This window comes from Streptomyces sp. NPDC000878 (genome assembly GCF_053599695.1).
This window is the reverse complement of sequence record NZ_JBSFMT010000043.1, coordinates 12,040-38,772: the sequence shown is the minus strand read 5'-3', so window position 1 is coordinate 38,772 and position 26,733 is coordinate 12,040. Positions and strand designations below refer to the sequence as shown.

Below are 26,733 nucleotides of genomic sequence, written 5' to 3'. Positions count from 1 at the left end.
GACGTCACCTTCCGCCCGTCAACAAGGTGTTCAGGCCAAGGATGTCTGGATCATGACGAGATCGTTTCGGCATGGACCCGGGATTTGACCGATTTTAGGCCTTGGAGAAAATTAAATAGGGCCTCTTGTGCTTTTCCAGCGAACTAAACGATGGTGATGCGCAACGCGGCGTTCAGGCCGCGGTCGGTCGGAAGACGGCGGAGGTGCACCGGTGAGTGGTTCCCTGCGGGCGGTCGTGGTCGGGACCGGAATGATCGGCGCGGTGCACGCCGCGGCGATCCGCTCGGCCGGGGGCGTCCTCGCCGGAGCGGTGGCATCGACTCCCGAGCGCGGCGCACAGGTCGCCAAGGAGTGGGACATACCCGCTCGGTATCCGGACTTCGACGCGGTGCTCGCCGACGAGAGCGTCACGGTGGTGCACCTCTGCACGCCCAACGCCCTGCACGTCCGGCAGGCCGAGGTGGCCCTGCGCGCCGGCAAGCACGTGATCTGCGAGAAGCCGCTGGCCACGTCCGCCGCCGACGCCGAGCTGCTGACCCAACTCGCCGAGCGCGCCGGGCTGTTGCTGGCCGTCCCCTTCGTCTACCGCTATCACCCCCTCGTACGGGAGATCCGCGACCGCCGCCTGCGCGGTGAGTTCGGGGCGTGGCAGCTCATCCACGGCAGCTACCTCCAGGACTGGCTGCTGGCCGAGGACGCGACGTCCTGGCGGGTGGACCCGGCCGAGGGCGGACCCTCGCGGGCCTTCGCCGACATCGGATCCCACTGGTGCGATCTCGTGGAGTGGGTCGCCGGAGTCCGCTTCACCGAACTGACGGCTCGCATCGGCACCACGTTCGCGAACCGGCCCACCGAGGACGTGGCCGCCGTGCTGCTGCGCACCGAAGACGGTGTCCTCGGCACGCTGACGGTCTCCCAGGTCTCGGCGGGCCGCAAGAACCGGCTGTGGTTCGAGCTCGACGGTGCGGACGGCAGCGCGGTCTTCGACCAGGAGAACCCCGAGACCGCCTGGCTGGGCGCCCAGGACGGCGCACGGATTCTCGTGCGCGATCCACAGCACGGCTCGGCCGAGCAGCGGCGGCTCTCCCGGCTGCCCGCCGGACACGCCCAGGGCTACGCCGACTGCTTCAACTCCTTTGTCACCGACGCCTATACGGCGATCGAGGGCGGCACACCCGAAGGCCTGCCCACCGGCGCGGACGGACTGCGCTCGGCACGGCTCGTCGAAGCCGTGCTGCGGTCGGCCGGCTCCCTCGCATGGACCGGCGTCGAGGGCCCCGTCCTCACCCACGAGAGCCAGGAGGCCCCCGTATGAAACTCGGCATGCTCACAGCCTGTCTCCCGAACCTCTCCCTGACGCAGATCGCCGCTTGGGCGAGCGAGGCCGGATACGAGGCTCTGGAGGTCGCCGCCTGGCCCGTCACCGGCGGCCGTGACTTCGAAGCCGCACACCTGCCGGTGGCCGACTTCGGAGCCCAACAGGCGGACGAGACAAGGGAGTTGTTCCAGCGCCACCGCCTCCAGCTCTCGGCGCTCGCCTACTACGAGAACAACCTCCACCCCGACGCCGGGCGCCGTGAAGAGATCCGCACCCACCTCAAGAAGGTCATCGACACCGCGGCCGCCCTCGACGTTCCGTACGTCGGCACCTTCGTCGGCCGTGACTGGACCCAGCCCGTGGCGCACAACCTCCGCGAGGCGGAGAAGATCTTCCCCGAACTCGTCGAGTACGCGGGCGAACGCGACGTGCGCATCATCATCGAGAACTGTGTGATGGAGGGCTGGCACCCGGACGGTTACCCGGGCAACCTCGCCTACTCGCCCGAGCTGTGGGAGTGGATGTTCTCCCTCGGGCTCTACCTCAACTGGGATCCGTCGCACCTGACTTGGATCGGCGTCGACCCGGTGAAGACCATCGCACCGTACGCCGACCGGATCGTCCACGCCCAGGCCAAGGACGCCGAGATCCTGCCCGGCGCGATCGACCGCTACGGCGTCTTCGGCAAGGCGGTCGAGCGCGACGACCCCTGGGACAACGGCTGGTGGCGCTACCGCGTCCCGGGCCGCGGCCAGGTCGACTGGAACGCCGTCGTGGACGCCCTGTACGAGAACGGCTTCACCGGGACGCTCTCGGTCGAGCACGAGGACCCGGTGTGGAGCGGTACCGAGGAGAAGGTCAAGACGGGGCTGGAGATCGCCCACCGCACGCTACGGCCACTGATCGTGGCCTGACGGCCGTGCCCCCCACTCGACCGACACGCCCCCCAACTGACAAGAAAGCGCAGGAGATTCATGGCTCAGGAGAACACGCGGCACCGCATCGGGATTCTGGGCGCGGGCAACATATTCGGCCGATACGTCGAAGGCCTGCGTAATTTCCCGGAGCTGGAAGTGGTCCGCGTCGCCGATATCGACCCGGCCCGCGCCAAGCAGGCCGCCGCCGAATTCGGCATCCCGGAATGGGGGGACGACACCGAACTCGTCGCCGACGACAGCGTCGAGATCATCATCAACATCACGCCCCCGCAGTTCCACGCGAAGACCACCATCGCCGCGCTGGAGGCCGGAAAGCACGTCTACGCGGAGAAGCCCCTCGCCGTCACCGTCGAGGAGGGCCGGAGCATCCTCGAAGCCGCGGCGCGCACCGGCCGGCTGCTGGGTTCGGCTCCGGACACCTTCCTGGGCAGCGCCGTACAGACCGCACGGCACGCGATCGACGCCGGGCTGATCGGCGAGGTCGTCGGTACCACCGCCTTCGTACGCTCCAGCCGCGCCGAGACCTGGCACCCTGACCCACGTTCCTTCTTCCAGCCGGGCGCCGGGCCCGTGTTCGACATGGGGCCCTACTACCTGGCAGCCCTGATCAACTGCCTCGGCCCGGTGAGCTCGCTCTCCGGGGCCACCCGTATCGGCGCGAAGACCCGCAAGGTCACGAGCCCCGACCGCGTGGTCGACGAGATCACCGTCGAGGTGCCCACCCACGCCTCCGCCGTGCTGACCTTCGCCTCCGGAGCCATCGGCACCGTCCTGATGAGCTTCGACGTCTGGGACACCGAACTGCCACGGATCGAGATCTACGGCACGGAGGGCACCCTCGCCCTGCCGAACCCCAACTTCTTCGACGGCGACGTACGGATCAAGCGCCACCAGGACAGCGACTGGGAGGTGCTCACTCCGGTGACCGAGCTGTTCGGCGCCGTGGGCACACCCGAGCAGCACCGCCGGGGCCTGGGAGTACAGGATCTCGTCGGTGCGCTCGCCGGCGAGCCGCACCGCGCGAACGCCCAGTTCGCCTTCCACACCCTGGAAGTCCTCGCGAGCTTCGAGATCGCGCAGCAGGAGAACCGGGTCGTCGCACTGGAGAGCAGCTGCGAGCGCCCCGAACCCCGCTACGCCCACTGATCCCGAGCCGCGCTCCACAGTCTGAAAGGACCCGAGAACATGAAGATCAGGCAGGACCGTCTCGCGATCAACCCCCTGCAGTGGGTCGCGAGCCCCGAAGGCTGGATCGATCCCACCCTTGCGCCGTCGCTGGAGAACCGGCTTGAGGTCATCCGCGACGCGGGCATCACCGCCGTGCACAGCGACGTCCCCGGCGACCTGACGGCCGCGACGTACGCCGCGCTGCTGGCCGAGTACGGACTCAGCGCCGCGCCCGGTTACGTTCCCGTACGGCTCACCGAGGACGAGGCCGAGCGGCAGCAGTACCGGGACACCGCCGCGCGGGTCGCCGAACAGCACGCGGAACTCGGCGTGCCCACGGTGTTCCTCGCCATGGGGATGGCCAAGGACGCGGTACGCGTGGCCCGGCCGGCGGTCGGCCAGGACGCCGACCAGGACCGGCTGGAACGCGTGCGGGACCTGCTGGCGGAGACGGCCGGGATCATCCGCGCCCAGGGGATCACCCCCGCCTTCCACCCGCACGTGGGCACCTGGGCCGAGACGGAGGAGGAGACCCGCTTCATTCTCGACACCGTCGACGCCTCGGTCCTCGGGTTCGGTCCCGACATGGGCCATCTGGCCTGGGCGGGCGCCGACGCCGCGCAGCTCGTCCGCGACTATGCGGACCGCGTGGCGAGCGTCCACATCAAGGACCTCGACCTCGGCCTTGCCGCACGGGCGAGGGAGGCGGGCTGGGACTACCGCAAGACGGTGAAGGCCGGCCTGTGGTCGGAGCCGGGCCACGGAAACGCCGACATCGAAGGCTTCGTCGACGCGCTCCCGGACGGCTTCGACGGCTGGCTGATCATCGAAGTGGACCGCGGGGCCCAGCCGACGCCGGAGGGGAGCGTCCGCAAGTGCGGGGAGTGGGCCGCCAAGTACGTGCAGTGATCTACAGGCTCGGAACGTCGAATGACTGGTTGTTCACACCCGGGGAGCGGGACGACCGCGGGGAGCCGAGGAGACAGTGGTAATGGAACAGATGGAGAGATCATGCGCAAGACAGCGGCGTTCATCGGCGCCGGATTCCTGACCATCACGACCGCAGCCTGCGGCGGCACCGGCTCGACCGGTGCCGCCGACAAGACACTGACCATCTCCGAGTCGGTCACGGCCACACCGTGGGACCTCGCGAAGGCCAGCATGGGCCCCGAGGCCCAGTACTACCAGCCGGTCTACGACACGCTGATCCGGCTGAACACGAAGAACGAGCCCACCCCGAACCTCGCCACTTCGTGGACGTACGACAAGGCCGAGACCACCCTGACGCTGAAGCTGCGCAGCGGTGTGAAGTTCACCGACGGCACACCGCTCGACGCGCAGGCCGTCAAGCAGAACCTCATGCACACCAAGAGCGGTACGGGCACGGCTGCCGGCGAGATCCAGGACATTTCGAGCGTGGACGCCGTGGACGCCCAGACCGTCGCCATCAAGTTGAGCCACCCCACCGCCGCCCTGCTCCCGGCCCTGGGCCAGGTCTCCGGCATGATCGCCAGCCCCAAGTCACTGGAGAACCCGAAGGCTCCCGTCGGCTCCGGCCCGTACCAGCTGGACACCTCGGCGACCACGGCCGGGCAGACGTACACCTACACGCGCACCTCGGGCTACTGGAACGCGAAGGCCTTCCCGTACGACAAGATCGTCATCAAGTACCTGGCCGACCCGACGGCCCGTACCAACGCCCTGCTCTCGGGCCAGCTCGACGGCGCCTCGCTCAGCCTCAGCCGCGTCAAGACCGTCAAGGACCGCGGCCTGAACGTCGTCACCTATCAACCCGGCGACATCGAGGGCCTGTTCATCTGGGACCGGGCCGGCAAGATCGTCCCCGCGCTCGGCAAGCTCAAGGTCCGGCAGGCGCTCAACCACGCCTTCGACAAGCAGGCCATCATCAAGACGGCCAAGACCGGACTCGGCGAGCCCACCACGCAGCTGTTCGCCCCGTGGGAGGAGGGCTACGACGCCTCGCTGAACTCCAAGTACTCCTATGACCCGACGAAGGCCAAGAAGCTCCTTGCCGAGGCCGGCTACCCGAACGGCTTCTCGGTCACCATGCCGGACCTGTCCGCCCTCTTCCCGCAGGAGCAGGCGGCCCTCACCCAGTCCCTCAAGGACATCGGTATCAAGGTGAAGCTGGACAACCTGCCGAGCGACCAGATCTTCAGCAGCATGCTCTCCGGCAAGTACGCCCTGTCCTACTTCAAGCTGGGTGCCCCGACCTCGTGGGACAAGGTCCAGCTGGAGCTGACCAAGAACGCGACCTGGAACCCCTTCAAGTACAACGATCCCAAGGCCGACGACCTGATCTCCCAGATCTCGAAGGCGACCGGAGCCGAGCGCACCGCGCTGTTCAAGGAGCTCAACACCTACGTCGTCGACCAGGCGTGGAACGCCCCTTGGACCCCCACGGTGAACGCCTACGCGACCGCCAAGGGCGTGAAGGTGACACCGCAGCCCGGCATCAACTTCCCGCCGATCTACAACTTCGCGCCGGCCACGAGCTAGCGGCAAGGCCGCTGCGACACGCGGACGATAGCGGCGAGGCCGCTACGACACGCGGAAGGAGGAACTGACCGTGCTTGTCTTCTTGTTCCGGCGCATCGCTGCCGGTGTCGTCCTGGTGGTCGTCGTGGCCACCGCGACGTTCCTGCTGCTCAGCCTGACCGGCGCCGACGTGGCCCGCAATATTCTCGGCGAGACCGCCTCGCCGTCCCAGGTGTCCGCCAAGGCCCGTGAACTCGGCCTCGACGACCCCTTGGTGGTCAGGTACGGGCACTGGATCGACCGGGCCGTGCACGGCGATCTGGGCCAGTCCTGGTTCACCGGCGACTCGGTGAACCAGTCCCTGGTGAACACCCTTCCTGTCACGCTCTCCATCGTCCTCGTCGGCATGCTGATCGCCCTGGTCCTCAGCATCGTGCTGGGGACCGTGGCAGCGCTGCGCGGCGGCTGGGTGGACCGCGTCGTGCAGTTCGCCGCGGTGCTCGGCACCGCGATCCCCAGTTTCCTGATCGCCCTGGTCCTCGCGGTCGTCATGGCGGTCCAGCTCGGACTGCTGCCGGCCACGGGATATGTCGCTCTCGGCACGTCCGCCACGGGATGGCTCCAATCGGTCATCCTGCCCGCCGTGGCCCTGGCGGTCGCGGCCACGGCGGCCACGGCGATGCAGGTGCGCGGGGCACTGATCGACGTCCTGCGGGCCGACTTCGTCCGCACGTTGCGCAGCCGGGGACTCAGCACCCGCAGTGTTGTGTACCGGCACGCGCTGCGGAACGCCGCCCCACCTGCCCTGACCGTGCTCGCCCTCCAGTTCATCGGCCTGATCGGCGGCGCGGTCGTCGTGGAAAAGGTGTTCGGACTGCCGGGCATCGGCACCCTCGCCAACTCGGCGGCCGTCCGAGGAGACGCGCCCGTCCTGCTCGGTACGGTCGTGGTGACCGTGGCCGTCGTCGTCGCCGTCAACCTGCTGCTGGACATCGCGTACGGCTGGCTCAACCCGAAGGTGCGTGTCTCATGACCGTCCCGGAGACCGCGGCGATCCCGAAACGGGACCGCCTCCTGCGCCGGACCCTGCGCGACCCGGTTGCCGTCGGCTGCCTCGTGGTTCTGGCGCTGGTGATCCTCGCGAGCCTCGCCGCCCCCCTGCTCACCGACTACGCACCGGACCACAGCGTTCTGTCGGACACCCTCGCACCGATGTCGGGCACCCACCCGCTCGGCGGCGACGGCGTCGGCCGGGACGTGCTGTCACGGCTGCTGTACGGCGGCCGGACCAGCCTGCTCGGCGGCACGCTCGCGGCCCTGGTCGCCTTCCTGGTCGGCGGACCGCTCGGCCTGGTCAGCGGCTTCTACCGGGGCTGGTTCGACGCGGTCGCCGGCTGGCTCATCAACGTGATCATGGCCGTGCCCGCCATCATCGTGATGCTGGTGGTGATGGCGGCCGTCTCCCAGGATCTCAACGTCGCGATGGTCGTCCTGGGCGTCATCATGGCGCCGATGGTCTTCCGCCTGATCCGCGCCTCGGTGGTCTCGGTGCGCGAGGAGCTCTACGTCGACGCCGCGCGGGTCTCCGGCCTCGGCGACCCCCGCATCATGCGGCGGCACATCCTGCCGGTGGTCATCGCGCCCTCGGTCATCCAGGCGACGCAGCTTTTCGCGGTGGCGATCGGCATCCAGGCCGGTCTGTCCTTCCTCGGTCTGGGAAAGTCGTCCCAGGCAAGCTGGGGCGCGATGCTCAACGACGGCTTCACCAACGTCTACACCACACCGACGCTGCTGGTGTGGCCGGGCCTCGCGATGGGCGTGACCATCCTGGCGGCCAGCCTGCTCGGCAACGCGGTGCGCGACGCACTGGGGACGACCGAGACCCGGGTGGTCCGCCGCCGTCGTCCGGCGCCCAGGAAGTCCGCTGCCGGGGTGCCGTCGCCGTCCGATCGTCTGCTGACCGTTGAAGGCCTCCGCATCAGCTACCCGAGGCCCGGCGGCTCCGGTGGTTCCGATGGCTCCGGCGGCGACAAGATCGTCGTCGACGGAGTCAGCCTCACCGTGGAGCGCGGTGAAGTCCTGGGCCTGGTGGGGGAGTCCGGCTCCGGGAAGAGCCAGACGGCGTTCGCCGTCCTCGGACTGCTGCCGAACGAGGCCGAGGTGACGGCGGATCAGATGGCCTTCACCGGCAAGGAGTTGCTCGGCGTGAGCCGGGCCGCACTCAACGCCCTGCGCGGCCGCGGTATCGGATACGTACCGCAGGAGCCCATGTCCAACCTCGACCCCTGCTTCCGTATCGGCTCCCAGCTCGTCGAACCCATGCGCAAGCATCTGGGGATCTCCAGGGGCGAAGCCCGCGCCAGGGCGCTGGAGCTGCTGGCGCGCGTCGGCATCCCGGACCCGGAGCGGGTGTTCAAGTCGTACCCGCACCAGGTCTCGGGAGGCATGGCCCAGCGCGTACTGATCGCGGGCGCCGTGTCCTGCGATCCGCAACTGCTGATCGCCGACGAGCCGACCACCGCACTCGACGTCACCGTCCAGGCCGAGGTGCTCGACCTCATGCGCTCCCTCCAACAGGAACGCGAGATGGGCATGATCCTCGTGACCCACGACTTCGGCGTCGTCGCCGACATCTGCGACCGGGTCGCCGTCATGCAGAGCGGGCGCATCGTCGAGACGGCACCCGTCGAGAAGATCTTCGCGTCGCCCGAGCACGCGTATACGCGGATGCTCCTCGATTCCACGCTCGAAGGCGGCCCGGCGCGCGCCGCTCTGGGCGCCCCCTTGAAGGAGGTGACGTCATGACCGCTCGCCCCGCGGCCCCGACCCCGCTGCTCGAACTCGAAGACGTCGTCGTGGAGTACCCGGGCAAGGGCCGCCGCGCGCAGCCCTTCCGCGTCCTGCACGGAGTGTCCCTGTCGATCGCACCCGGCGAGACACTCGGCCTGGTCGGCGAGTCCGGCTCCGGCAAGACGACCCTGGGCCGCGCGGTCCTCGGCCTGGCTCCCGTCACCAGTGGTGCGATCCGCTACGACGGAAAGCCGGTCTCGGGGCTCGGCAAACGGGAGCGGCGGGCGCTGAGCAAGGACATCCAGGTCGTCTTCCAGGACCCGTTCACCTCGCTGAACCCGGCCATGACCGTCATGGACATCCTCACCGAACCGATGCTCGTGACCGGCGTCTCGCGCACCGACGCGGAACGCCGCGTCCAGACCCTGCTCGACCAGGTGTACCTCCCGCATGACGCGGCGCAGCGGCTGCCGCGCGAATTCTCCGGCGGTCAGCGGCAGCGGATCGCCATCGCGCGCGCCCTGTGCCGGGATCCCAAACTGATCGTGTGCGACGAGCCGGTCAGCGCCCTGGACCTGTCCACACAGGCACGGGTGCTCGACCTGTTCATCGAGATCCAGGAGGCCACGGGGGTGGCGTATCTGTTCGTCACGCACGACCTCTCCGTCGTACGGCACATCAGCCACCGGGTGGCCGTGCTGTACCGCGGCGACGTCGTGGAGACGGGCGACGCCGCCCAGATCACCGAGCACCCCGAACACCCCTATACCAAACGGCTGTTGCTCGCCGCGCCGGTGCCCGACCCTGAGCGGCAGGCGCAACGCCGGGCGGAGCGGCTGCGGTTGGCGCGGGAACGGGACGCGTCATGAGCGAGGGGTCGAGCGAGAGGCTGGTCGTGGACACCCTGACCCGCTACCTCGCCCTCTGCGACGTTCCGGTGCGTACGGAAGGTGAGTTGGGGGACCTCTTCACCGAGGACGCGATTTGGGAGGGCGGCGGCAGCGAGTACGCCGAGAAGTTCGGGCGCACCGAGGGCCGTGAGGCGATCGTCGAGATGCTGTCGGCCTATCTGCCGCCCACCCCGCACTTCCGTACGAATGTGCACCTGCTCTTCCCTGGTGTGGTCTACGTCAAGGGCGGTACCGCCCAAGGGAATTGGTCGATGCAACAGCTCTCGCGCTACGAGTCGGGTTTCTCCGAAATCATGGTCGCCAAGCTCGACGTGACCTTCCGGATCGGCCCGGACCGTCCCCGTATCTCGGCCTTCCGCACGGAACGGCTTTTCAGCGCACCGTTGACGGGAGAGCGATGAGCGCGGACACCCACGACCGGACGATGTTCCTGACCTGCTACGCCGACACCCACCAGTACGGTTGGCACCACGTCGACCTGTTCGTGCACGACAGCGCCGGCCAGGAGGTCAACTGGGTCCACTGGCAGGTCGATCAGGACGGCCCGGACGGCGCCGACGCGGCGACCGCTCGGGTCGAACCCGCCCTGCGACGCACCAGCGAGTGGAAGCGTGGCGTCAGCGCCGACGGCAGCGAGTACTGGATCGCCCAGGCTGCCTGGGGCGATTGAGATGTGCCTCGTCTACATCCTGGACGACGACGAGGAGTTGTGCACCTCGCTGGCCTGGCTCCTGGAGTCGGTGGGCATCCGTTCGCAGTGCTTCTCCGACGCCCGGGCCTTCCTGCGGTCCTACGACCGGGACCGGCCGGCCTGTCTGGTCCTCGATGTACGGATGCCGGAGATCAGCGGATTCGGCGTCCAGGAGATGCTGAACGAGGCGGGGGCGGCGCTGCCCGTCGTCTTCGTCTCGGCGCACGGGGACATCCGGATGTCGGTACGGGCCCTGCAGAACGGGGCTGTCGACTTCCTGGAGAAGCCCTACGACCCCCAGCACATGCTCGACGTCGTGCAGGCGGCGCAGCGGACGGCGCGGGAACGCTTCGACGAACTGGCCCAACGGCGCGATCTGCTGGGGCGGTTGGACACCCTGACCGCCCGCGAACGCGAGGTGCTGCACCTGGTGGTGGACAGCGTGCCCAGCAAGCAGATCGCCGGGCGGCTCGGCATCAGCACGAAGACCGTCGACGTACACCGCACCCGCATCCGGGAGAAGACCGGCGCGGAGAGCATCGCGACGCTGGTCCGCGACGTACTCCGGCTGGGACTGCGGCTCCCGGCCGCCCGATGAGAGCGAGGGCAAGGCCGTATGAACGATCTCGAACCGGCCGACTTCCGGGCCCTGACACAGGCCTTGAAGTACTGCGTGCTCCTCCACGACGCGAGGACGTACGACATCCTCTGGGCGAACCAGGCGGCCTGCGACCTCCTGGAGTGGACCGTCGACGAACTGAAGCCGCTCAAGGCCCCCGACATGAGCAAGAACGCCCGCCAGTACAGCCGGGAACTGGGGCACCGCTGGCTCGGGCAGGCGGTCGAGGACGGGGTCAGCGCCACCGAGTGGTGTTACCGCTCCAAGAGCGGCGAGGAGATCCTGACCGAGGCCATCGCGATCCGCGTGGACCTGCCGTCACGCCCTGTCGTGATGGTCCAGTTCCGCGACATCGCCGAGGAGAAGGCCGTCCGCCGCGATCTGTTCCGCACCGAGGGGCGACTGCGCACCTTCCTCGGCAACCTGGCCGAGGGCATCGTCGTCCTCGACGACGACGGCGGTGTGGTGTTCGCGAGCGAGTCCGCCGCCAAACTGCTCGGCGTCGACGTACCGGCCCTGCACGGTGCCGACTTCGCGGACTACTGCCGCGACGGTGCCGTCCCCGAGAGCGAGGGCCGCTACCGCCTCGGCGCCCCCGGCGGCGAGGCCCGCTGGTACGCGGCCACCTGCCAGCACATCGACATCGAGAGCGATCTGCGTGGCCGGCTCGTGCTCTTCTACGACATCACCGACCGGGTGCGCGCCGAGGAGGAACACCGCCGGGACACCCAGCACCTCAACCACCTCGCCCGCTACAACGCCATGGGCGACATGGCGATGGCGATCGCGCACGAGGTGAGCCAGCCGCTCGCCGCCGCGTACAACTTCGTGGAGGGAGCCCGCGGCCGGCTCGCCGCCGGTGACGAGTCCGTCGCCTGGGGGCTGGACAACGCCGTACGGCAGATCGAGCGGGCCAGGCGCATCCTGGGCAGCCTGCGGCAGTACGTGGGCCGCCTGGAACAGTCCGAGCAGCTGACCGACCTCAACACGATCGTCGAGGACTGCGCCTACTTCATCGACGTCAGGGCTCAACAGCACGCCGTGGACGTCGAGTTCGACCTCACCGACGCGCCCCTCCCGGTGCGCTGCGAGAACGTCCTCATCGGGCAGGTCGTCATGAACCTCGCCTTCAACGCCATTGAGGAGATGGCGAGTTGGCCACTGGGGGAGCGGAAGGTCGAAATCGCCACGCGGCGGACGGCGGACGGAAACGCCGAACTCGCCGTCCGTGACCACGGCCGGGGCCTGCCGGCCGACCTGCCCGGCGACCGGATCTTCGACGGCGTCTTCACCGCGAAGGAGAACGGCAGCGGCATCGGCCTGGCCCTGAGCCACCGCATCATCACCCGCCACGGCGGCCGTATCCACGCGGCCGGGAACCAGCCGCGGGGAGCGGTCTTCCACTTCGCTCTCCCGCTCGCGCCGGCCGAGGCCCACTCGAAGGAAGCACATGCCTGACCAGGACATCCACGTGACCGCCCTGCGGGCCGAGCATCACCGGGAGCCACTCGGGATCGGCGAACCCCGCCCCCGGTTGAGCTGGCAGACCGTCACCGCCCATCCGGGCTGGACCCAGTCGGCGTACGAGATCCGACTCACGGACGGTGAGCGGGAGTTGTACACAGCCCGTCGCCTGTCCGCGGACTCGGTCCTGGTGCCCTGGCCCGGCGACCCCCTGCGCTCGCGGCAGCAAGTCGGCCTGTCCGTAAGGGTATGGGGACCGAAGGGCGCGGGCGCGAGCCCGTGGTCCGCACCGCTGACCGTCGAGGCCGGGCTGCTCGAACCGGCCGACTGGCAGGCCCGCTTCGTGTCCCCGGCCTGGCCCGAGGCCACCGACCGACAGGTCCCGCCGCCCGTACTGCGCGGCACCTTCCAACTGCGCGCGCCCGTCGCGTCCGCCCGCCTCTACGCCACCAGCCACGGCCTGTACGAGGCCGAGATCAACGGCGTACGCGTCGGCGACCACGTCCTGGCCCCCGGCTGGACCCACTACACCGAGCGGCTGCGCCACCAGACGTACGACATCACCGAAGCGCTGCACCTGGGGAGCAACACGGTCGACGTGCTGCTGGCCGACGGCTGGTTCCGCGGCCGGATCGGCTTCGGCGGCGGACGCCGCAACATCTACGGAGACCGGCTGGCCGCCCTCGTCCAGATCGAGGTGCGCTACACCGACGGCACCACCGAGACCTTCGGCAGCGACTCGGGATGGCGGGCCGCGCACGGCCCGATCCTCAGCTCCGGGATCTACGAGGGCGAGGAGTACGACGCGCGACGCGTGCCCGCCGAGTGGAGTCCGGTCGAGGTCCTGCCCCACGACCTGGCACTGCTCGTCGCCCCGGACGGCCCGCCCGTACGCCGTACCGAAACGCTGGCTCCCGTCACCGTCCTCACCTCTCCGTCCGGCCGTACGATTCTCGACTTCGGTCAGAACCTCGTCGGCCGCCTCCGCATCCGGGTCACCGGCGAGGCCGGACACACCGTCACCCTGCGCCACGCCGAGGTACTGGAGGACGGCGAACTCGCCGTGCGTCCGCTGCGCGAGGCCCGCGCCACGGACACGTACACCTTGCGCGGTGATGCGGGCGGCGAGGAGTGGGAGCCGCGCTTCACCTTCCACGGCTTCCGCTACGCCGAAGTCACCGGCTGGCCGGGGGACATGGGCGAAGGTGACATCCAGGCCGTCGTCCTGCACACCGACATGCGCCGCACCGGCTGGTTCAGCTGTTCCGATCCGCTGCTCAACCGCCTGCACGAGAACGTGGTGTGGGGCATGCGAGGCAACTTCGTCGACATCCCCACCGACTGCCCGCAGCGCGACGAACGGCTCGGCTGGACAGGCGATGTGCAGATCTTCGCCCCCACCGCGACCTTCCTGTACGAGTGTTCCGGCCTGCTGCGTTCCTGGCTGACCGACCTCGCCGCCCAGCAGTACCCGGACGGCCGGGTCCCGATGTACGTGCCCTTCTTCCCTGACCGCTTCCCCGAACTGCGCGCCGCCGCCTGGGGCGACGCGGCGGTCGTCGTGCCCTGGGTGATGTACGAGCGCTACGGCGACCTCGGCATCCTCGCTGCCCAGTACGACAGCATGAAGGCCTGGGTCGACGGCATCACCGCCGTGGCCGGAGACCGGCACCTGTGGAACACCGACCGTCAGCTCGGCGACTGGCTCGACCCCACCGCCCCGCCGGACCAACCCGGCGACGCCCGCACCGACAAACAACTGGTCGCCACCGCCTACTACGCCCACTCGGCCTCCCTGCTCGGCCGCACCGCCCAACTCCTCGGCAGGGACGACGATCACGCCCACTACACGAAGCTGGCCGAGGCGGTACGGGCCGCCTTCCGCGACGAGTACGTCACCCCGGACGGCCTCCTCACGAACGACGCCCAGACCGCGTACGCCCTCGCCCTGCGCTTCGACCTGCTCGCCGACGCCCATCGGGCCCAGGCGGGCCGTCGCCTCGCCGAACTCGTCCGCGAGGGCGGCTTCCACATCGGTACCGGCTTCGTCGGTACGCCGCTGATCTGCGACGCGCTGTGCGACGCGGGGGAGTACGACACGGCGTACCGACTGCTGCTGACGAAGACCTGCCCGTCGTGGCTCTACCCGGTCACCATGGGCGCGACCACCGTCTGGGAACGCTGGGACAGCATGCTGCCGGACGGCACGGTCAACCCCGGCGAGATGACCTCCTTCAACCACTACGCCCTCGGCGCCGTCGCCGACTGGCTGCACCGCACCGTCGCCGGGCTCGCCCCCGCGGCCCCCGGCTACCGCCGCCTGCTGGTCCGCCCCCGCCCCGGCGGCGGACTCACCCATGCCTCCGCCACACACGAAACGCCGTACGGCCGCGCCGCCGTGTCCTGGTCCCGCATCGACGGCGTGCTGCGCGTGACGGTCATGGTCCCGCCCGGCTCCACCGCACTGATCGACCTGCCGGGCATGGCGGAGCGCCCCGAAGTCGGCTCCGGCGAACACCGCTTCCTCACGGAGATGCCATGAACACCCGTTACCAGCACGCGACTCTGATCGACGGAACCGGAGCCGCGCCCGTACCGGACGCGGTCCTCGTCGTGGACGACACCGGAATCGTCGTCTACGCGGGACCGGCCGCCACCGCACCCCCGACACCGACGGCGATGACGGTGGATCTGCGCGGACGCACCCTGCTCCCCGGCTTCTTCGACTGTCATACGCACCTGTGCATGACCCCGGGACGCGGCCTCACCGCGGGCCTGACCATCGACCCGACGGTGGAGACCTTCGAGATCGCGCGGCGGCTGCGCACGACCCTCGACGCGGGTGTCACGACGCTGCGTGACCTCGGCGGTCTGCCCGCGGGCTATCGCACCGCCGTCGAACGGGGCCTCGTCGAAGGCCCCCGGCTCCAGACCGCGGTCAAGGTCATCGGCCACACCGGCGGACACGCCGACTGCTCGCTGCCCAGCGGCGTGAATTCCGCCCCGCACCTGGCTGAGATCGCCGACACGGTCGACGAGGTACGGATCGCGGCCCGGCGTATGCTGCGCGACGGCGCGGACCTCATCAAGGTCTGCGCCACCGGCGGCATGGGCAGCCCGCACGACGACCCCGACGACGAGGGGCTGACCCCCGACGAGTTGAAGGCCGTCGTCGACGAGGCCCGACGGCATCGCGGGAAGACGGTCGCCGCGCACGCCCAGGGCACCGCGGGCATCCGCAACGCCCTCCAGGCCGGTGTCACCAGCATCGAGCACGGCTACGGAATGACCGACGAGCTGTGCGATCTGGCCCTGGAGCGGGGAGCCGTCCTCGTCCCCACCCTCGCCACGGTCTTCGCCCCACTCGACGAGGCGGCCATGCCCGACTACCACTTCCGCAAGAAGAGCCGCTGGGCCGGCATCACCAAGGAGAACATCGCGCACGCCATCGCCCGCGGTGTCCCGATCGCCCTCGGCACGGACGCCGGTGTCGTCGGACACGGCCGAAATCTGAGCGAGTTGTCGCACCTGGTGGAACTCGGCATGGACCCGCTGGCCGCGATCACCTCGGGCACGCTCACCGCGGCCCGGCTCCTCGGGGTCGACGACCGACTCGGCTCCCTGGAGGCGGGGAAGACCGCGGACTTCGTGGTTGTCGACCACGACCCCTTGCACGACATCGGCAGCCTTGGACGGCCGGAGAATGTCGTCCTGGTCGCCCAGGCGGGAGCGCTGCGCAAGAACCTCCTTTGAACAAGGCGGAGTTGGCGAGGACCGATGTCGGACAGACCTGATCCTCCTGTCCGCCAAGGTGGGCGTGGCACCCCATCGCGAGGTGCCACGGGATCCGCGTTCAGCTGTTGCCGTGGGCGCCTCTGCGGCGCAGGGCGATGAAGCCGCCCGCGATGGCGAGGACGCCGGTGGCAGCTGCGGCGGCGATGCCACCCGCGCCGGTGGCCGCGAGGTCCTCGCCCCGGCCGCCCTGCGGCTGGGTTCCGCCGGAGGCGTCGGCGGTGGGGGTCGCGGTGCCGGAGTCCGTCGCCGAGCCGGACCCCGACCCGGACCCCGACCCCGACGCGCTCGCGGACGGTGTCGGTGTCGTGGCGGAGACGATCGTCTTGTCCCTGGTGAAGACCAGTGTGCCGAAGCCGAGGTGGTCGAGGCCACCGCCGGTTCCGTAGTCCCCGCCGCCGCCCTCGGGCCTGACCTTGGCGGCCATGGCGCTCACGTACGGCGCGTCCAGGCCGCGGCGGTTCACATAGTGGTTGTAGAGGCTCTCCCAGATCGGGCGCACCCCGCCACGGCCGCTCTCGGACGCCTCCGTGAACGTCTCCCACCCTTCCCACGAGCCGGGCGCGCCCTTGTGCCAGGTCCATGAAGTGAAGGGGACGTCCTTGCCCAGGTTCCACTTGGCGGCGTACTCGACGCCCTTGAGGACGCGGTTGTCGTCGTAGCCGTACAGGTCGATGCCCTGGTTCCACGCCATCTCGCAGATGGTGCCCAGCAGGCCCACGCTCAGCAGGGCGTGCCCCTGATCACGTCCGACCTCCACCATCTGTCCGAGGCCACCGGGGTGGATGAACGGGATGGCGTTCTTGACGGAGCCCATGCCCTTGCCGGTCCTGAAGTACGTGACCGCCTCGTCGACCTTGGCCCGGTCGTCGCAGAGGATGCCGACGGCCAGTACGCACGCCGTGCTCAACAGGTCCCAGCTGCTCCAGTAGTTGGAGTCGTACGCGCCGTTGTGCTTGGCGAGGAAGCTGCTGCTCGCCGAGTAGAAGACGTCCAGCATCATCTTCTTGAACCGGGCCAGGTCGAAGCCGTCGTAGCCGCGCATGATCTCCGCAGCGTTCGCGAACTGGTAGCCGTGGATGCCCGCCGCGATGAACCGGTCGGCGCTGCCGTCGAGCGTGGTGAGCTTGGCCGACCAGGAGTTGAGGATGTCGCGGGCCGCGTCCGCGTGGGCGGTGTCGCCGGTGATCTTCCAGCGCAGGGCGTTCTGGTAGGCGGCGTGGATGTCGAAGGCGAGCGTGGTGACGTTGTCGCCGTCGGCGCCGCGGATCACCGTCGCGAGCGGGTTCGCCTTCCAGGTGCTCAGGCCGCGCGGGTTGGCCGCCAGCTTGGCGTAACCCTGCTTCCAGAGCCCGGTGCCCGCCTTCACCTTCGCGGCCATACGGTCGAAGTCGGCCTGCGTGTGCAGCATCCCCGGATGTGCGAAGGCGGAAGCGGCGGTCGCGGGAGAGGCGGCGGCGCCGACAGCGGCTGTCCCGAGGCCGGCCGCCACGGTGGCCGCACCCGTGATCCGCAGCACGCTGCGACGGCTCATCATCGGTCGGCTGTCGTCCTGGCTCATTGACACTGAATTGGCTCCTGTCGGATTCGGCGTACACACAGGAGACGTGCGGGCGGATCGCGGATAACAGAACCGCGGAAGGGAGTTTCAAACTCCTCTGGCACACTGCCATCCTTCGGAACGTCAGCATCAGGCGTTCGTCGACGAGACAGGGCGGGACAAGGTGGGACGGGTTCGCTCGCAGGACGTGCGGGAACGGCCGGACGTCGCGGTGGTCGTGGCGGCGCGGGCCGGTGACCCGCAGGCGCTGGAGCACCTGGTGCGGGGCTGCCTGCCGTTGGTCTACAACATCGTCGGGAGGGCCCTCGACGGGCACAGCGACGTCGACGACGTGGTCCAGGACACCATGCTGCGGGCCCTGGACGGGCTGCCGGGTCTGGAGCAACCGGAGCGGTTCCGCTCCTGGCTGGTCGCCATCGCCGTACGGCAGGTCCGCGACCGTTGGCGCGGCCGGCAGGCCCGGCCGCAGGCGGAGCTGCCGGAGGAGACCGTCCAGGAGGCGGCCCCGGAGGCGGACTTCGCCGATCTGGCCATTCTCCGGCTGGCCCTGTCGGGACAGCGGCGCGAGGCGGTGGAGGCGACCCGCTGGCTGGAGGACGAGGAGCGCGAGGTGCTCTCGCTGTGGTGGCTGGAAACCGCCGGAGAGCTGACCCGCGCCGAACTCGCGGCGGCCTGCGAACTCGCGCCGCAACATGCCGCGGTACGGGTGCAGCGGGTCAAGGAGCGGCTCGAGTCCGGGCGGGCCGTGGTGCGGGCCCTGGCAGCGTCGCCGCGCTGTGCGGAGCTGGAGGCGGAGCTGACCTCTTGGGACGGCCGGCCGAACGCGCGGTGGCGCAAGCGGCTGGCGCGCCATGTCCGCGACTGCCCGCAGTGCCTGTTCACCACCTCCGAACTGGTGCCCACGGAGGGGTTGTTGGGCGGATTCGCGCTGGTACCGGTGCCGATCGGCCTGGCAGGGCTGCTGCTGGCCAAGTCGATGCCCTCGGCCTCGGCGGGGACGGCGGCCGGTGGGTTCGCGCACGCTTCCGACAGTGCAGGCCGAGTGGCACACCTGCTGGGCAAGTTGGCGGCCAAGCCGGTGGCGACGTTGACGGCCGGGGCGGTGGCCCTGGCGGGTGGCGGCGCTCTGTACGCCTACACGCGGTCCGACGCGCCCGTACGACCACCTGCGGCGCAGGCGCCGGTCCAGGCCCCGGCATCGTCCGCCGCCCCGTCGTCACCGCCGACCCCGACGACGTCCGCCATCCCGACGCCGACATCGACGGCCGCCTCGACGCTTCTCGGGCGCCATTCCCTGCGATCGGTCGACCGATCCGGCCACTATGTGCGTGAAGTCGGCAATCTCGGCTTCCTCAGTCCCGTCGCCGCCACCGGTCCCGGGCCCGCGAAGCAGGAGGCCACCTTCAGATTCGTCGCCGGACTGGCCGATTCCCACTGCTACTCGATCGAGGACGCCTCGGGCAGATACCTGCGCCACTACGCCTTCCGCATCCGGCTGGACGCGAACGACGGATCGGCCGTGTTCCAGAAGGACGCCACCTTCTGCGCCCGGCCCGGTTCCACCGACGGGTCGGTCTCCCTGGAGTCCTACAACTACCCCGGTCGCTACCTCCGTTACCGCGACAACCTCGAACTCTGGGTCGACCCCGCCCAGAACACCACCGCGTTCCGCGCCAGCCGTTCCTTCACCGTCGTCGCGCCCTGGACCTGATCGCGCCCCCGCCAGTCGCCGCAGGCGAGGGCGCACGTGGTGGACCGATGCCCCGACTGCCGTGAAGGCCGTGCGTACGACCCCGCCCGGCAGGGGCGTGCTGTCCACCGCGACGGGCCGGCCCTCGCCGTCCGTCACCCGCAGGACGCGTCCGGCGGTTGGGGCGGTCAACGCGTACGGGCCTGGAGCGGTGGAGGACAGTCGGGCACCGGTGAGCGCGCCGTCCTGCCAGTCGAGGTCCACACCGACTCCGCCCCGGGCCCGCAGGCCCCGAACGCTGCCGCCCGGCCAGGCGGACGGAAGTGCGGGCAGCAGCCGCAGTTCGTCGGTGTGGCTCTGGAGGAGCATTTCGGCCATGGCCGCCGTGGCACCGAAGTTGCCGTCGATCTGGAACAGCTCCGGCGGGTGCAGGTCGAAGAGGTTGTCCGAAGTGGAGCCCGCCAGAAGGGAGTTGACGCTGCGCCGGGCGAGGTTCCCGTCGCCGAGCCTGGCGGCGAGCGCGGCGACCCAGGTGAGGCTCCAGCCGGTGCCCCCGCCGCCGTGTGCGAGGCGTTGGTCCAGGGCCGCGCGGGCGGCGGCGAACAGCTCCGGCGTGCCCTCGGCGTCGATCAGCGAACCGGGGTAGAGGCCGTAGAGGTGGGAGAGATGGCGGTGCCCGAGGTCCTCGGGCTCGACGTCCTCCCACCACTCGGGCAGCGACTCCCCGGCCACGTACGCCACCGGGCGCAGCCGTTTGCGGGCGGTGCGCAGCGGGTCCTCGATCTCGTCGCGCAGGCCCAACTCCTCGATCGCCGCGAGGCAGTTGTCGAAGAGTTCTCCAGTGAGCCAGAGGTCCATCGTGCTCGCCGCGCCGGTGGCGACCAGTGATCCGTCGGCTGCTCGGAAGCGGTGCTCGGGTGAGGTGGAGGGGCAGGTGACGAGGTGCCCGCCGGTGTCCTTGACGAGGAAGTCGAGGAGGAAGACGGCGGCCTCGCGCATCGCCGGGTACGCGCGCTCGGCGAGGAAGCGGCGGTCGGCGGTGAACCGGTAGTGCTCCCAGAGGTGGGCGCAGAGCCATGCCGCCGCCATCGGCCAGTTGGCCCAACTCGGGCTGCCCTGCACGGGGTTGGTGCTGCGCCAGATGCCGACGTTGTGGTGTGCGGTCCAGCCCCGGCAGCGGTAGTAGGCCCGCGCGGTGCGTCGGCCGGCTTCGGCGAGGTCGTCGATCAGGTCGAAGAGCGGCTCGTGGCATTCCGGCAGGGCGCTGGTCTCGGCGTGCCAGTGGTTCATCTGGAGGTTGATGTTGGTCGTCCAGTTGGACTGCCAGGGCGGCTGGACCGCGGTGTTCCAGATGCCCTGGAGGTTGGCCGGCTGGGAGCCGGGCCGGGAGGAGGCGACGAGCAGGGTGGCGGTCGTCGCTCCGGTGACGCGCAGGCCTCCGTCCGGGGTGCGCTCGACGGTGCCGTCCCGGTCGGCCTGGACGTGCAGCCCTGCGGCGAATCCGGTGCCCACGTCGGGCGAGATGACCGCGCCCGGCGCCGATCCCGGGTGTGCCGAGTGAAGACGGGCGGTGAAGGCCAGTGCCGCCGGGCGGTCACAGCTCAGCCGTATCGCGAGGACGCCCGAGACCGCCGACACGAACAGCTCGCGGGTGTGGCGTACGCCGTCGACGGTGTACGCGACCGTGGCGACGCCTTCGGTCAGATCCAACTCCCGTCGGTACGCGGTGACTTCGCTGCCGTGATCCAGGTCGAGCAGTAGGGCGCCCAGGGGCTGGTACGCCTGCGTGAACGGCACCTGCATCCGTGTGGCCAGCTCCTCGGGGCGCACATGATCGCGGTCACGGAGCACCGCCTCGCGCACGGCGGGAAGGTGCGCGGAAGCCCCGTAGTCGTTGTGGTCCCCGGGGCCGCCGGACCAGAGCGTGTCGGCGTTGAGGTCGATCCGCTCCCGCACGACACGCCCGTGCACCATCGCGCCCGGGGACCCGTTGCCCAACGGCAGCGCCGCGAGGAACTCCTGCGCGGGTTGCCGGTACCAGAGCGTCAGCACGCGCGGAAGCCGATGGACAACGTGACCGGGCGGGCGTCGAGTTGGAACTGGGGCTGGGTGCGCGGACCGCAGGCGCCGCTGCCGATGCCGTGGTGCGCGGCGTCGAGGTTGACGTACACGCGGTCGCGGGGGAGCAGGTCGCTGGTGTGCTGGGCCGCGTCGAGGTCCTCGCTGGTCCAGCGGCGCACGGTGAGATCGGTGTGCGGGTGCCCGGTGACGGTCAGCCCGACGCCGTCCGGGCCGGTGAGGCGGGCGTGGCGCACCTGGCGCCGGTTGCCGTTCTCCTGTGGCAGGACGTACGGCGTCTGGAGATCGTCGACGGCGGCGCCGAAGTGCCCGACGCGGACGGCGGCGGTGGTGTCGGAGTACGCCTCACCGGGGCCGAGCCCGAACCAGTCGACATCATGGTCCGCGACGACATCACCGGCACCGGCACCTCTCCCGGCTACCTCACGCTCTCGGTGACGCCGGGCCACGGCGTCGCGCTCCAGTGGGACAGCGACGGAGACGGCACCCTCGACCGCAGCGTCGAGACGGACGGCAGCACCTCCTACCCGACCTGGCTCAGGCTCGTCCGCTCCGGTACCGACTACACCGGCTACCGCTCCACCGACGGCAACACCTGGACCACCGTCGGCACCGCCACCGTCGCGAGCGCGGTGACCGCCCAGGACGTGGGGACCTTCACGACGGCCGCCTCCAGCACGGCCGTGGAGTCCGACTTCAGCGAGTTCACCGTCACCGCGCAGACACTCGCCCAGGTCCTCGCCCCAGCCCGGGAGACAGACCAGGCCGCCTGGACGCAGGAGAGCTACGCGGCCTTCACCGCCGAACTCGACCGCATCGAGGCGGAGGGGGCGAAGCCCGGAGCCGACGAGGACACCCTGATCGACGAGGTGTTCACCGCCTACGACTTGCTGGATCCCAGCCACGCCCTGGTGGCCGGCGCGGCCCGGTCACTGCAGTCCGTCAACCTCCCGGACCACTACGCCGCGTACGGCTCCGACGCGCTCGGCATCCTCGGCCAGGTCACCGAAAACAGCAGCGACACCGTCAAGAAGCAGGCCGGCTTCACGGTGGTGGCCGGCCTCGCGGACGCCACCGGCTTCTCCTTCCGCAGCGCCGACGGCCGATACCTACGGCACTACAGCTTCCGCATCAGGCTGGACGCGAGCGACGGCTCGGACACCTTCAGACAGGACGCGACCTTCCACGCCGTCACCGGATCACAGGACGAGTCGGTCCGGCTGATGTCCCACAACTTCCCCACGCGCTGCGTCCGTCACCGCTCCCACCAGTTGTGGGTGGACGAGTACTCCACCTCCGACACCTCCATCCAGGACGACAGCTCGTTCACCCCGGTGGGCGCCTGGACCTGAATCGCATACCGGGCTGGAGCACGGACCTGACCGAGCCGGCGTAGAGGGCGCCGGGCGGATTCGGCCGTCGGCGATGCCGTTCTCGACGAACGCGGCCAGGGCGCCCCGCGGCAGCCGGGAGGGGTCTGGTTCCTGCCCCGTCGGCGGGCGTCGCCTGCGCCTCGCGGGCGTCGCCTCGGTCATGTCACGGCCCCGGACACGCCTGACGCAAGGCGGTGGCGACAGGGCCGCCTCAGACCGTGGCGGTCGCGTTCCAGCGCTGCGCCGAGACCGTCCCGCCGTCCACCAGGAGGTCGTTCCCGGTGATGAAGGCGGAGTCGGGTCCGGTCAGGAACGCGGCGGCGCCGGCGATGTCGTCCGGGGTACCGGCCCTGCGTGCGCCGGACAGGTCGAGCATCGCCTGGATGTGGACGCCGGCCGGGCCCTGGAGTTCCTGGGCGCCCATCGGCGTGGAGATCACTCCGGGGCTGATGGTGTTCAGCCGTGCGCCCCTGGCCCCCCAGGCGTGGGCGGCGGCCTGTACGCGCAGCTGGTTGGCGCGCTTGGCCACCACGTAGGCCAGACCGGGATCGGCGTCGAGGTCGATCTCCTTGTGCCCCAGGAGCTCATCGGTCGCGGCGGTCGCCAGGTGCCGTTCGAGGTCCGCGGACAGCGAGGCGAAGTGCCCGGCCATGCTCGCCACGCAGACCAGTGACGTACCCGCGGAGGCGACGGGGAGGAACGCGTCGATGACATGGGCGGTGCCGAGCAGGTCCACCTCGAAGATCTGCCGGGCGGTCGCCATGGCGGGCGATACCCCCGCGGTGTGGACGACGGCGTCGACCCGGCCGGCGGCCCCGGCGGCTTCGGCCAGCTTCTCGACCGAGTCCCGCTGCGAGACGTCCACCGTGTGGCCCTCGACCTCGTGGCCCTCGCCGCGCAGCGTGCCGACGGTCGCTTCCAAGCCCGGGGCGGACCAGTCGGCCAGCAGAATCCGCCGCCCGGCGGCCAGGCGGCGCGCGACGGCCAGCCCCATGCCTCCGGTACCGACGACCACGAGGACGTTGCGTGCTGCGATGTGGGGGCTCATCTCGACTCCTTGGCTGAATGTGTCTGACGGTGTCTGGCTGTGGTTGCCACGACTTGTTGCGCATGGCGAGTTGACGTCACCCTGGCGGCCGGCTTCGGGGGGAAGCCGGCCGCCAAGGTGGGGGGAGGGCCCTTCATACGGGGCCTGCGAAGAGTGGCAGAGAGGGGCGGGGCTCGCAGCCTGGTGCGCGCCGACGTGTCTACGTCCGTCAGTCCCGTCAACGGGACTTGGCGTCCTGCGCCGCGCCCTGCCCCTCCGCAGTCGGCTTCTCCGACGCCGTCGCGAGGCCGGTGGAACGGCGGCCCGGCAGGAAGGCGGTGAGGACCAGGGCTCCGATGGCCGCGCAGCCGCCGATGGCCATCGCGGTGCGGAATCCGGCCTCGGACGGGAGTGGGTAGCCGCCGAAGTCCGTGGTCATGTGGGCCAGTACGACGCCGAGTACCGCGCTGGCGACCGAGGTGCCGATGGCCCGCATGAGGGCGTTGAGGCCGTTGGCGGACGCGGTCTCGGACTGGGGTACGGCCGCCATGATGAGTGCGGGCATGGAGCCGAAGGCGAAGCCGATCCCGGCGCCGATCACCGCCGAGACGACGATGAGCTGCCAGACGGCGCCCATCAGGGCGATGCCCAGGCCGTATCCGGCCGCGATCACCGCGGCGCCGATCATCAGCGAGACCTTGGGACCGAAGGCCGCCGTGACCTTCGCGGAGAGCGCCGCGACGACCATCATCACCAGTCCGGCCGGGGCCAGGCACAGGCCCGCGACCAGCATTGTCTGCCCGAGGCCGTATCCGGTGGCCGTCGGCATCTGCAGCAGTTGCGGCAGGACCAGGGACATCCCGAACATCGCGAACCCGATCATGACCGAGGCGAGGTTGGTCAGCAGCACCTGACGGCCGACGGTGGTTCGCAGGTCCACCAGGGGCTGGGCGGAACGCAGTTCCCACCACCCCCACACCAGCAGGATCACCACTCCCGCACCGAACAGCCCGCCCGTCGAGCCACTGGTCCAGCCCCAGTCGGCACCCTTGGAGATGGCCAGCAGAAGGCAGAGCAGGCCGGCCGTCAGCCCGATCCCGCCCACCAGGTCGAACCGTCCTCCGCTGCGGACGCGTGACTCCGGTACGAGCACCAGCACGAGGACGAGTACCGCGGCGCCCAGACCGGCCGACACCCAGAACAGCGCGTGCCAGTCGGCGTGTTGGGCAAGGAGGGCGGCGCCGGGCAGGCCCAGGGCTCCGCCCACCCCCAGCGACGAACTCATCAGCGCCATGGCCGTGCCGAGCTTCTCGGGCGGGAGTTCGTCCCGCATGATGCTGATGCCCAGCGGGATGACGCCCATCGCGCAGCCCTGCAGCGCCCGTCCCACGACCATCGGGGCCAGCGAGTCACTGAGCGCGGACACCACCGAGCCGGCCACCAGCATGCCCAGGCTGGCCAGCAGCATCAGCCGCTTGCCGAACATGTCCCCGAGCCGCCCCACGACCGGCGTGGCCACGGCACCGGCGAGCAGCGTGGCGGTGATCACCCAGGTCGCGTCCGCCGTCGAGGCGTGCAGCAGGGCCGGAAGCTCGGCGATGAGCGGCACCACGAGGGTCTGCATCAGCGCGACGACAATCCCGCCGAAGGCCAGTACGGCTGTAACGGCGCCGGCCCTCGGCGGGTGGGCGCCCGCGGGTGTCTCCGGCGACGGAGAAGTCGTCACTGCGGACACGGGGGTGCCTCCGTTCCTGAGGGCACGTCAGATGGCGCTCCGGTGCGCTCACGCCGAACCCGCTGGGTCTGTGACCGCGAGTCTCGCATGTTTTTCGTAACTCGTACACTAAATGCCATGTGTCCCGCCCTCGGGCCGGAAAGGGGCCCTGGCAGGACCGGAAGAAGCCCGGCCGAACCCGAAATGCGCCAGGTGACAGGACCGTCGACCAGTGCCGTCCCGACACCGGTAGGCCGCGTAACCTGACGACGGCGCGCTCACGACGGCGGGCGCAGGGAAGGACGCATCCGATGGCGCAGTCAGCGACCGGGACCGCATCCCGGGGAAGGGGGCGTCCGCCGCGCCTCTCGCAAGAGCAGATCATCGAGGCCGCCGTCGACCTTCTGGAACGCGATCCGGACTCCGCCCTGACCATCAAACGCGTCGCCGAGGCCGCCGGCGCCGCTCCGATGGCCCTGTACCGCTACTTCCCGGACCGCGACACGCTGCTCCAGGCCGTGGCGGACTGCGTCCTGTCCCGCATCCAGCCGGTGACCCTGACCGGGGACACCTGGCAGGAGCAGGTCCGCCACTGGATGCGCAACAGCCGGGAGCGGTTGCGTCCGCACGCCCAGCTTCTGCCGTACATGGCTTCGACACAACAGCCCGTCGGAGTACGGCCGTTGGCCAAGCTGGCCGAGGTTCTCCGTCCGCTCGGTCTCAGCGACGAGGACCTCGCGGTGGCCGTCCTCCTCATCAGCTCGACGACCATCGGCTACGCGTCGTACGAGACACGCCGCAGCCCCACGGAACAGATCGTCACCCAGCTCCGGGCGGGGCTCTCGGTCCGCCCCGAGAGTGAGCGCGAGGCCCTCGCACCGCTCCTGCCCCGGCTGCCCGCCGCCTTCGCCCGCCTCTACGACGTGGTCCTCGACCAGACCGTCGCCGCGATCGAGGCCCTCGCACCGGCCGGCTCCGCTGCCGAACGGTAGTGCGTGGCCGTACGAGGACGCCCCTGCCCCGGGGGACGAGAAGCCGTGCGGAGTGACCTGGCGTGGCCGACATGACGACCGGGCGTATCCGGGCGGTGAGTCTCGCGG

Annotated in this window: 21 protein-coding genes and 1 pseudogene; 17 read left to right on the top strand and 5 right to left on the bottom strand. The window is 70.2% G+C overall.

Going from position 1 to position 26,733, the window contains the following annotated elements; translation table 11 throughout:
- The first annotated feature begins 211 nt into the window (after positions 1-211).
- The 14 genes from ACWDR4_RS30985 to ACWDR4_RS30920 all read left to right on the top strand — a co-directional run bounded on the left by ACWDR4_RS30985 (position 212) and on the right by ACWDR4_RS30920 (position 16,150).
- Positions 212-1,315 (top strand): Gfo/Idh/MocA family protein, encoded by a 1,104-nt coding sequence (locus tag ACWDR4_RS30985; protein ID WP_450413412.1) that lies wholly within the window; start codon positions 212-214, stop codon positions 1,313-1,315.
- Positions 1,312-2,232 (top strand): sugar phosphate isomerase/epimerase family protein, encoded by a 921-nt coding sequence (locus ACWDR4_RS30980; protein ID WP_450413411.1) that lies wholly within the window; start codon positions 1,312-1,314, stop codon positions 2,230-2,232. Before ACWDR4_RS30985 ends, ACWDR4_RS30980 begins: the two co-directional genes overlap by 4 nt.
- A 60-nt stretch (positions 2,233-2,292) precedes the next feature.
- Positions 2,293-3,402, top strand: a complete 1,110-nt coding sequence (locus tag ACWDR4_RS30975) for a Gfo/Idh/MocA family protein (protein ID WP_450413410.1) — start codon at positions 2,293-2,295, stop codon at positions 3,400-3,402.
- A 39-nt stretch (positions 3,403-3,441) separates the two neighbouring features.
- A complete protein-coding gene (locus ACWDR4_RS30970; protein WP_450413409.1) occupies positions 3,442-4,332 on the top strand; it encodes a sugar phosphate isomerase/epimerase family protein in 891 nt (296 codons plus the stop codon).
- 102 nt (positions 4,333-4,434) lie between these two features.
- Positions 4,435-5,943, top strand: coding sequence for an ABC transporter substrate-binding protein (locus ACWDR4_RS30965; protein ID WP_450413408.1), 1,509 nt, complete (start codon positions 4,435-4,437; stop codon positions 5,941-5,943).
- Positions 5,944-6,013: 70 nt separating this feature from the next.
- Positions 6,014-6,955 (top strand): ABC transporter permease, encoded by a 942-nt coding sequence (locus tag ACWDR4_RS30960; protein WP_450413407.1) that lies wholly within the window; start codon positions 6,014-6,016, stop codon positions 6,953-6,955.
- Positions 6,952-8,727: a dipeptide/oligopeptide/nickel ABC transporter permease/ATP-binding protein gene (locus tag ACWDR4_RS30955; RefSeq protein ID WP_450413406.1), complete on the top strand. Its 1,776-nt coding sequence runs from the start codon at positions 6,952-6,954 to the stop codon at positions 8,725-8,727. The genes ACWDR4_RS30960 and ACWDR4_RS30955 overlap by 4 nt, the downstream gene beginning before the upstream one ends.
- Positions 8,724-9,581 carry an ATP-binding cassette domain-containing protein gene (locus tag ACWDR4_RS30950; protein ID WP_450413405.1) on the top strand — a complete coding sequence of 286 codons (858 nt, stop codon included), beginning with the start codon at positions 8,724-8,726 and terminating at the stop codon, positions 9,579-9,581. The genes ACWDR4_RS30955 and ACWDR4_RS30950 overlap by 4 nt, the downstream gene beginning before the upstream one ends.
- Entirely contained in the window at positions 9,578-10,024 is a 447-nt protein-coding gene (locus ACWDR4_RS30945) for a nuclear transport factor 2 family protein (RefSeq protein WP_450413404.1), read from the top strand. Before ACWDR4_RS30950 ends, ACWDR4_RS30945 begins: the two co-directional genes overlap by 4 nt.
- Positions 10,021-10,293, top strand: a complete 273-nt coding sequence (locus ACWDR4_RS30940) for a hypothetical protein (protein ID WP_450413403.1) — start codon at positions 10,021-10,023, stop codon at positions 10,291-10,293. Before ACWDR4_RS30945 ends, ACWDR4_RS30940 begins: the two co-directional genes overlap by 4 nt.
- Before the next feature lies 1 nt (position 10,294).
- A complete protein-coding gene (locus tag ACWDR4_RS30935) occupies positions 10,295-10,912 on the top strand; it encodes a response regulator transcription factor (protein ID WP_450413402.1) in 618 nt (205 codons plus the stop codon).
- 18 nt (positions 10,913-10,930) lie between these two features.
- Positions 10,931-12,391: an ATP-binding protein gene (locus ACWDR4_RS30930; protein ID WP_450413401.1), complete on the top strand. Its 1,461-nt coding sequence runs from the start codon at positions 10,931-10,933 to the stop codon at positions 12,389-12,391.
- Positions 12,384-14,939, top strand: coding sequence for a glycoside hydrolase family 78 protein (locus tag ACWDR4_RS30925; RefSeq protein WP_450413400.1), 2,556 nt, complete (start codon positions 12,384-12,386; stop codon positions 14,937-14,939). The genes ACWDR4_RS30930 and ACWDR4_RS30925 overlap by 8 nt, the downstream gene beginning before the upstream one ends.
- A complete protein-coding gene (locus ACWDR4_RS30920) occupies positions 14,936-16,150 on the top strand; it encodes an amidohydrolase family protein (RefSeq protein WP_450413399.1) in 1,215 nt (404 codons plus the stop codon). The genes ACWDR4_RS30925 and ACWDR4_RS30920 overlap by 4 nt, the downstream gene beginning before the upstream one ends.
- A gap of 100 nt (positions 16,151-16,250) precedes the next feature.
- Here the strand turns inward: ACWDR4_RS30920 and ACWDR4_RS30915 are convergent, their stop codons facing one another.
- Positions 16,251-17,750 (bottom strand): alginate lyase family protein, encoded by a 1,500-nt coding sequence (locus ACWDR4_RS30915; RefSeq protein WP_450413398.1) that lies wholly within the window; start codon positions 17,748-17,750, stop codon positions 16,251-16,253.
- 163 nt (positions 17,751-17,913) lie between these two features.
- On the opposite strand from ACWDR4_RS30915, the gene ACWDR4_RS30910 reads away from it, so the two are divergent.
- Positions 17,914-19,461 carry a sigma-70 family RNA polymerase sigma factor gene (locus tag ACWDR4_RS30910; protein WP_450413397.1) on the top strand — a complete coding sequence of 516 codons (1,548 nt, stop codon included), beginning with the start codon at positions 17,914-17,916 and terminating at the stop codon, positions 19,459-19,461.
- A gap of 189 nt (positions 19,462-19,650) precedes the next feature.
- On the opposite strand, the pseudogene ACWDR4_RS30905 reads toward ACWDR4_RS30910, so the two are convergent.
- Positions 19,651-21,492 (bottom strand): annotated as a pseudogene (locus tag ACWDR4_RS30905) (glycoside hydrolase family 95 protein); the annotation flags it as partial.
- Positions 21,486-21,968, bottom strand: a complete 483-nt coding sequence (locus ACWDR4_RS30900) for a beta-galactosidase small subunit-related protein (RefSeq protein ID WP_450413396.1) — start codon at positions 21,966-21,968, stop codon at positions 21,486-21,488. The gene ACWDR4_RS30900 and the pseudogene ACWDR4_RS30905, both read right to left, overlap by 7 nt.
- On the opposite strand from ACWDR4_RS30900, the gene ACWDR4_RS30895 reads away from it, so the two are divergent.
- Complete coding sequence (locus ACWDR4_RS30895; protein ID WP_450413395.1) at positions 21,897-22,871, top strand: AbfB domain-containing protein; 975 nt, start codon at positions 21,897-21,899, stop codon at positions 22,869-22,871. The genes ACWDR4_RS30900 and ACWDR4_RS30895 overlap by 72 nt on opposite strands.
- Before the next feature lie 232 nt (positions 22,872-23,103).
- Here ACWDR4_RS30895 and ACWDR4_RS30890 read toward each other — a convergent pair whose 3' ends face one another.
- Positions 23,104-23,940: an SDR family oxidoreductase gene (locus tag ACWDR4_RS30890; protein WP_450413394.1), complete on the bottom strand. Its 837-nt coding sequence runs from the start codon at positions 23,938-23,940 to the stop codon at positions 23,104-23,106.
- A 217-nt stretch (positions 23,941-24,157) separates the two neighbouring features.
- Positions 24,158-25,645, bottom strand: coding sequence for an MFS transporter (locus tag ACWDR4_RS30885; protein WP_450413462.1), 1,488 nt, complete (start codon positions 25,643-25,645; stop codon positions 24,158-24,160).
- 299 nt (positions 25,646-25,944) lie between these two features.
- On the opposite strand from ACWDR4_RS30885, the gene ACWDR4_RS30880 reads away from it, so the two are divergent.
- Positions 25,945-26,625 carry a TetR/AcrR family transcriptional regulator gene (locus ACWDR4_RS30880; RefSeq protein WP_450413393.1) on the top strand — a complete coding sequence of 227 codons (681 nt, stop codon included), beginning with the start codon at positions 25,945-25,947 and terminating at the stop codon, positions 26,623-26,625.
- The last annotated feature ends 108 nt before the right edge of the window (positions 26,626-26,733 follow it).